The sequence below is a fragment of the Paenibacillus sp. J31R120 genome, assembly GCF_056269225.1.
This window is the reverse complement of sequence record NZ_JBWDNN010000016.1, coordinates 46,899-53,437: the sequence shown is the minus strand read 5'-3', so window position 1 is coordinate 53,437 and position 6,539 is coordinate 46,899. Positions and strand designations below refer to the sequence as shown.

The following is a 6,539-nucleotide window of genomic DNA, read 5'->3' as shown; positions in this document are numbered from 1 at the left end:
AGTCAAGTTTTGGGTCACACTTTCATCATTGTCGCCATTGCCATAGTTAAGCTCCAAAGCCGCTTTAGCTTGGGCTACAGCTTCGGCATCGGTATTGGACTCCGGCTGTGCCTTCACCGTAACGGTGAACGTCTTCATTTCCGTTTCACTGCCCTTCGTAATCGTTGCCGTGAGCGTTACCGTTTTATCCCCTGCTGTTGCAGATGGACGGCTAACGGTCCCGTCATTCGCAATGACGATCGGATCGCTGGATGACCAGCTGACTGTAGTGCCGCTTGCTCCCGTTGCAGGCAGAGTCAGGTTTTGGGTTACACTCTCCGTGCTGTCTCCACCCTTAAAGCTGAGCTCCAAAGCTGCTTTGGCTTGGGCTACAGCTTCGGCATCAGACTCTGGCTGCGCCTTCACCGTAACGGTGAATATCTTCGTTTCGGTCTCGCTGCCTTTCGTAATCGTTGCCGTGAGCGTTACCGTTTTATCCCCTGCTGCTGCAGATGGGCGACTAACGGTGCCGTCATTCGCAATCAAGGTCGAGTCATTGGATGACCAGCTGATTGTGGTGCCGCTTGCTCCCGCCACCGGCAGAGTCAGGTTTTGGGTTACACTCTCCGTGCTGTCTCCACCCTTAAAGCTGAGTTCCAAAGCTGCTTTGGCTTGGGCTACAGCTTCGGCATCGGTATCGGATTCCGGCTGTACCTTTACCCTAACGGTAAATGTCTTCGTTTCGGTTTCGCTGCCCTTCGTAATCGTTGCCGTGAGCGTTACCGTTTTATCTCCTGCTGCTACAGAAGGACGGCTGACGGCTCCGTCATTCGCAATGACGGTCGAGTCACTGGATGACCAGCTGATCGTGGTGCCGCTTGCTCCCGCCACCGGCAGAGTCAAGTTTTGGGTCACACTTTCATCATTGTCGCCATTGCCATAGTTAAGCTCCAAAGCCACTTTAGCTTGGGCTACAGCTTCGGCATCGGTATTGGACTCCGGCTGTGCTTTCACCGTAACGGTGAACGTCTTCGTTTCCGTTTCACTGCGCTTCGTAATCGTTGCCGTGAGCGTTACCGTTTTATCCCCTGCTGTTGCAGATGGACGGCTAACGGTCCCGTCATTCGCAATGACGATCGGATCGCTGGATGACCAGTTGATCGTGGTGTCGCTTGTTCCCGTTGCAGGCAAGGTTAGGTTCTGAGTCACACTCTCCGTGCTGTCTCCACTTTTAAAGCTGAGTTCCAAGGCCGCTTTAGCTTGCGCTACAGCCTCAGCATCAGACTCCGGCTGTGCCTTCACCGTAACGGTGAATGTCTTCGTTTCGGTCTCGCTGCCTTTCGTAATCGTTGCCGTGAGCGTTACCGTTTTATCCCCTGCTGCTGCAGATGGGCGGCTAACGGTGCCGTCATTCGCAATGACGGTCGGATCGCTGGACGACCAGCTGATCGTGGTGCCGCTTGCTCCTATTGCAGGCAAGGTCAGATTCTGAGTCACACTTTCATCATTGTCGCCATTGCCATAGCTGAGTTCCAAAGCTGCTTTAGCTTGTGCTACAGCTTCGGCATCGGTATTGGATTCCGGCTGTGCTTTCACCGTAACGGTGAATGTCTTCGTTTCGGTCTCGCTGCCTTTCGTAATCGTTGCCGTGAGCGTTACCGTTTTGTCCCCTGCTGATGCAGATGGACGGCTGACGGTTCCGTCATTCGCTATGACGATCGGATCGCTGGACGACCAACTGATCGTGGCGCCACTTCCTCCCGTTGCAGGCAGAGTCAAGTTTTGGGTCACATTCTCAGTGCTATCTCCGCTCTTAAAGCTAAGTTCCAAAGCTGCCTTGGCGTTTGCCACTGCTTCAGCATCGGACTCCGGCTGTGCTTTCACACTAACGGCAAATGTCTTCGTTTCGGTTTCGCTGCCCTTCGTGATCGTTGCCGTGAGCGTTACCGTTTTGTCCCCTGCTGTTGCAGATGGACGGCTGACGGTTCCGTCATTTGCAATAACGGTCGGGGCGCTGGACGACCAACTGATCGTGGTGCCACTTGCTCCCGTTACAGGCAGAGTCAAGTTTTGGGTCACATTCTCAGTGCTATCTCCGCTCTTAAAGCTTAGTTCCAATGCTGCCTTGGCGTTCGCCACTGCTTCAGCATCGGACTCTGGCTGTGCCTTCACCGTAACGGTGAACGTCTTCGTTTCCGTTTCGCTGCCCTTCGTGATCGTTGCCGTGAGCGTTACCGTTTGATCCCCTGCTGTTGCAGTTGGACGACTAACGGTGCCGTCATTCGCTAGGACAGTCGGATCGCTGGACGACCAGCTGATCGTGGTGTCGCTTGCTCCCGCTACAGGCAGTGTTAAGTTTTGGGTCACACTTTCATCATTGTCGCCATTGCCATAGCTAAGCTCCAAGGCCGCTTTAGCATTCACCACTGCTTCAGCATCTGATTCTCCCTGTGCTTTCACCGTAACGGTGAACGTCTTCGTTTCGCTCTCGCTGCCTTTCGTAATCGTTGCGGTGAGCGTTACCGTTTTGTCCCCTTCTGTTGTAGATGGACGGCTGACGGTTCCATCATTCGCTATGACGGTCGGATCGCTGGACGACCAGCTGATCGTGGTGCCGTTTGTTCCCGTTACAGGCAAGTTCAGGTTCTGAGTAACGCTCTCGTGATTATCTTCGTCCTCATAACCGAGTTCCAATACCGTTTTAGCGTTCTCCACAGCTTTGTCATCGGTTACATCCCATTTCGCATACAACACAATATGTCCTGCATCCATTTCGACCGTACTTTCGGGAGCATAGTCTGCGCCAGTGGCGTCTGCCTTCGTGTTCCAACCACCGAATATATATCCTGGGTTTTCCAGTTCACCGCTATTCCCCTGGATTGTGATCGTATCGCCATTTTTGTAGGTTAAATTATCCGTAGGAGCGCTTCCCGCTGTAGCGCTGTTCGCATCATATGTCACCGTATATTTGAATGATTTGAGCGACGGATAACTTCCTGCATTCATTCCCCAAACGGTACTAAAATTCCAAAAACCAGCCGTGTATGTCGACTTGTTCTGCATTTCTGCCGTTGTCTGAGCTGTTCCTTTGCCCGTATCACTTTGACCGGTGGAATCCTTATCGTAGAAACTATTTAAGACCGTTGAAGAATTTGACCCTACGAGTCCTCCAGCATTATTAGAAGCCGTCACTTTTCCATTAGCATAACTTCTTACAATTGTTGAGTAGTTATTGCCAACTAGACCGCCAACTCTTATGGAACCAGTAACTGTACTGCTGGAATAACTTTCGCTAATTGTGCTTCGATTCGTCCCGACTAGCCCGCCAGCATTGGAATTGTTAGCTTTGACCTGTCCACTGGTGTAACTGTTGCTAATCGTGCCGTAGTTGAACCCTACTAAACCACCGACATCATTATTTCCAACAACATCTATATGTTCCAGGGCGACATTGCGAATCGTTTTATAGTTGTAACCGAACAACCCCACATTGGAATCAGATGGGCGATTGATCTTCAACCCTTTGATCGTATGACCTGCCCCATCAAAGCCGCCGTTAAAAACGTTGAGGCCATCTTTCCCGATCGGCTCCCAGTTGGAATAGCCGCTTAAATCAATGTCATTGCCTAACTTATAATAAGCGTCCAAATCATCACGGACTTTATTAAGTTGGTCTGCCGTCTTCACTATGAACGGATCTGCCGACGTTCCCATGCCTTCAAATATATTACTTTTTTCCCACATCACATACAGGGTGATGTCCTGGGAACCTGTATCTACTGCTTCGCCTGCAACATAAGCCTTTCCGCTGCCATCTGCTTTCGTATTCCATCCAACGAAATGATAGGCTGTTTTTTTCAAGTTGCCGCTATTTTCTTCAGCTATAGCCGTTTCATTTACTCGATAGTCTGGAACATCGCCTGGAATCTTTCCTTTCGTGGCTCCATTGGCGTCGTAAAGGACCCGGTAGTACGGTTCCGTTTGAAATTCACGTAAAAACGGGTATTCTCCTGCGAAAATCCCCCATACGACGTTAAAATCCCATGTATTGAAAGTCGATTTCTTCTGCATTTCGGTCGTTGTTTTAGGAGTTCCCTTGTCGCTGTCGACTTGGCCTGTTGTACTTCTATCATAAAAGCTGGAAGAAACCGTCGTGCTCGTATTAAGCCCCACCAACCCGCCTTTGGAAGAAGTACCGCTCACTTCTCCGATTGCGTAGCTGTTCGTAATTCTGGCTTGTCCGCCAGTCTGTCCATTCCAAGTCATGCTATAGCCCGTTAAACCGCCTGCACAACAGTCTGTGGATGTCACCTTGCCGCTAGCGTAGCTATTGGTAATTGTGGAATTAACGTTGCGTCCGATCAGTCCGCCAATTTGACTCGACCCCGACTTGTTATTACTGCTGACTTGCACATTGGCATAACTGCCTTCGGTGCTGCCCCCTTGTTCTTGTCTTCCAATGAGACCGCCTACTTCTTTATAGCCTGTCACCGTTCCTGTTACAATGCTGCTATATACTTTACTGGTGAGGCTTGTCCCAACCAAGCCGCCTACGCTCTCATTGCCGTTCACATTCACATTAGTTAATTTAACATTGCGGATTGTGGCCTTGGATATATACCCAAAAAGACCGGCATTATTCGAGCTTGTCTGAACAGTTAAATTCGAAATCGTATGCCCAGCCCCATCGAACACGCCTTGGAAGGCATAATAGGCATTCGTCTTTCCGATCGGGTCCCAATTAGCATAGCTGCTCAAATCGATGTCATTGCCCAGTTTATAATGAGCTTGTAATGGTCCCAAGTTATTGTAATCAAAAATACTGGCAAGATCAGCTCCCGTTGTGACAATGTACGGATCTGCTGCTGTCCCCGAGCCAGCCATCGTAAGCTCTGCTGCATGGGCAGTATTCATGCCGGGAAAAGGTTGAACGATAGAAATAACCATGAATAAAATAAGTCCAACTATTAAACTGCGTTTCATATTTTACCTCCCGTTTTTCTTGAGTGTCTGAGATATCCGCATCACTTGAAGCATTGCTGATTTATATAAGGATAAAAGGCTTCACCGTCCCCGTGAACGTAACCAGTGAACTGTACCTGTGAGCGGATTTAATCGAATTATGTAAAATGCATAATAATTAAATAAGGCGGCTCCTCCTTCCGACAGGATTAGATAGCATTCAACATTGTTTTCATTGCGTTACTCTATTTCATCGTTTGTTGCATCATTTGTTTCCCCCACGATAGCAGAAGCGTCTCTCAAAAATCTCTCGAACTGTCGAGAATTGTCGGGAGATGATGTTTTTTCGAGAGTCTCGCACGATCGTTCATGACTTTAACTAAGGTGTTTAACCGCTTCTTCCAGCAAGCAGCGCAATAGAACCTCCGATTTATCAATCAAAATAACCCCTCTCAGCGGGCAGTCATAAGCTGCCATGCTAATAGGGGCGAAGGGCTCTTAAGTGCAATGCGTTTTTGTCTACTTGCCGCAACAAATAACAGCAGCACCCAGGTCAATGCCCTAGACTACTGCTGCTTAATGAAGTAAATAATCTACTATATTCAATATTTTTCAGCATTCAATATTTTCGCTATTTCCTCCATTTGCTCTCGGGACAACGGCCCACGGGCAATGGCTCCCGCTAACTCCTCTACTTGTGTCCTGGTCTTGAAGCCCGGGATCGGAATGTTAGCGCTGCTTCTTCCCCATAGCCATGCGAGCGCGCCTTGTACCAGCGTACGATTATCGCTGGTCAGAATTTCTCTAACAGCCTCAAGCTTGTTCAAAAACGCAGGTACCGGCTTTCCTTCTTTGAAATAAGTGACCCATTCATGGCGGCTGCCCCTTACATCGGTATCCGGCAGCTTTGAATCCGGATTGAACTTGCCGCTTAGAAGCCCCATAGCCAGCGGCGAATTGTTAATGCTCGTTAAGCCGTAACGCTCGCAGACTGAGACCATCTCGGCATCGCCGCGTAGGACGTTTAATGGATGCTGGATAGCCGCCCCCTCCGATTGCAAAGCGAATTGTTCCGCTCTCGCCGCATCCCACGTACTCCAGCCGTAGGAACGGATCATTCCCTCCTCGCGCAGCCGGTTCAGCGTCTCAATCGCAGAATTCATCTCCTCTTGGCTTAATCCGCCGACATGAATTTGATAGAGATCGATATAATCCGTTTCGAGACGCCGCAGCGACCGCTCGCAAGCCTGTCTGATATAAGCGGGCGACACATCGTGGCGTCCAAATACTTCCTTCGTTGCCTCGTTATTCGTATAACCGAATTTCGTCGCAATGACAACCTCGTTCCGTCTCTCTTTCACCGCTTGGCCAAGTACCTGCTCGCTATGTCCCACCCCGTATGCGTCAGCCGTATCGAAAAAGTTGATACCCATCGCTATGGCGGCCTGGATCGCCTCAATCGATTCCTTATCATTCACCTCTCCCCAGCCATCGGGGATTCCATCTAACGTAAATTGACCTCCAATCGCCCAGCAACCCAGACCAAGCGGACTTACCTCAATATTTGTTTTCCCTAATGTTTTGTTCATTGTCATTTC

2 protein-coding genes are annotated in these 6,539 nt (G+C 49.7%); both read right to left on the bottom strand.

The features are described from left to right. The coding region (locus tag AC0YNW_RS29100; RefSeq protein WP_475834799.1) for an immunoglobulin-like domain-containing protein at positions 1-4,962 on the bottom strand (4,962 nt) is incomplete at its 3' end. Positions 4,963-5,543: 581 nt separating this feature from the next. Further along, entirely contained in the window at positions 5,544-6,530 is a 987-nt protein-coding gene (locus tag AC0YNW_RS29095) for an aldo/keto reductase (RefSeq protein ID WP_475834798.1), read from the bottom strand. Positions 6,531-6,539: the final 9 nt, after the last annotated feature.

What these genes read in the sequence shown, in the direction of transcription:
- AC0YNW_RS29095 (WP_475834798.1), bottom strand. Translation starts at nt 6,530, where the DNA reads ATGAACAAAACATTAGGGAAAACAAATATTGAGGTAAGTCCGCTTGGT.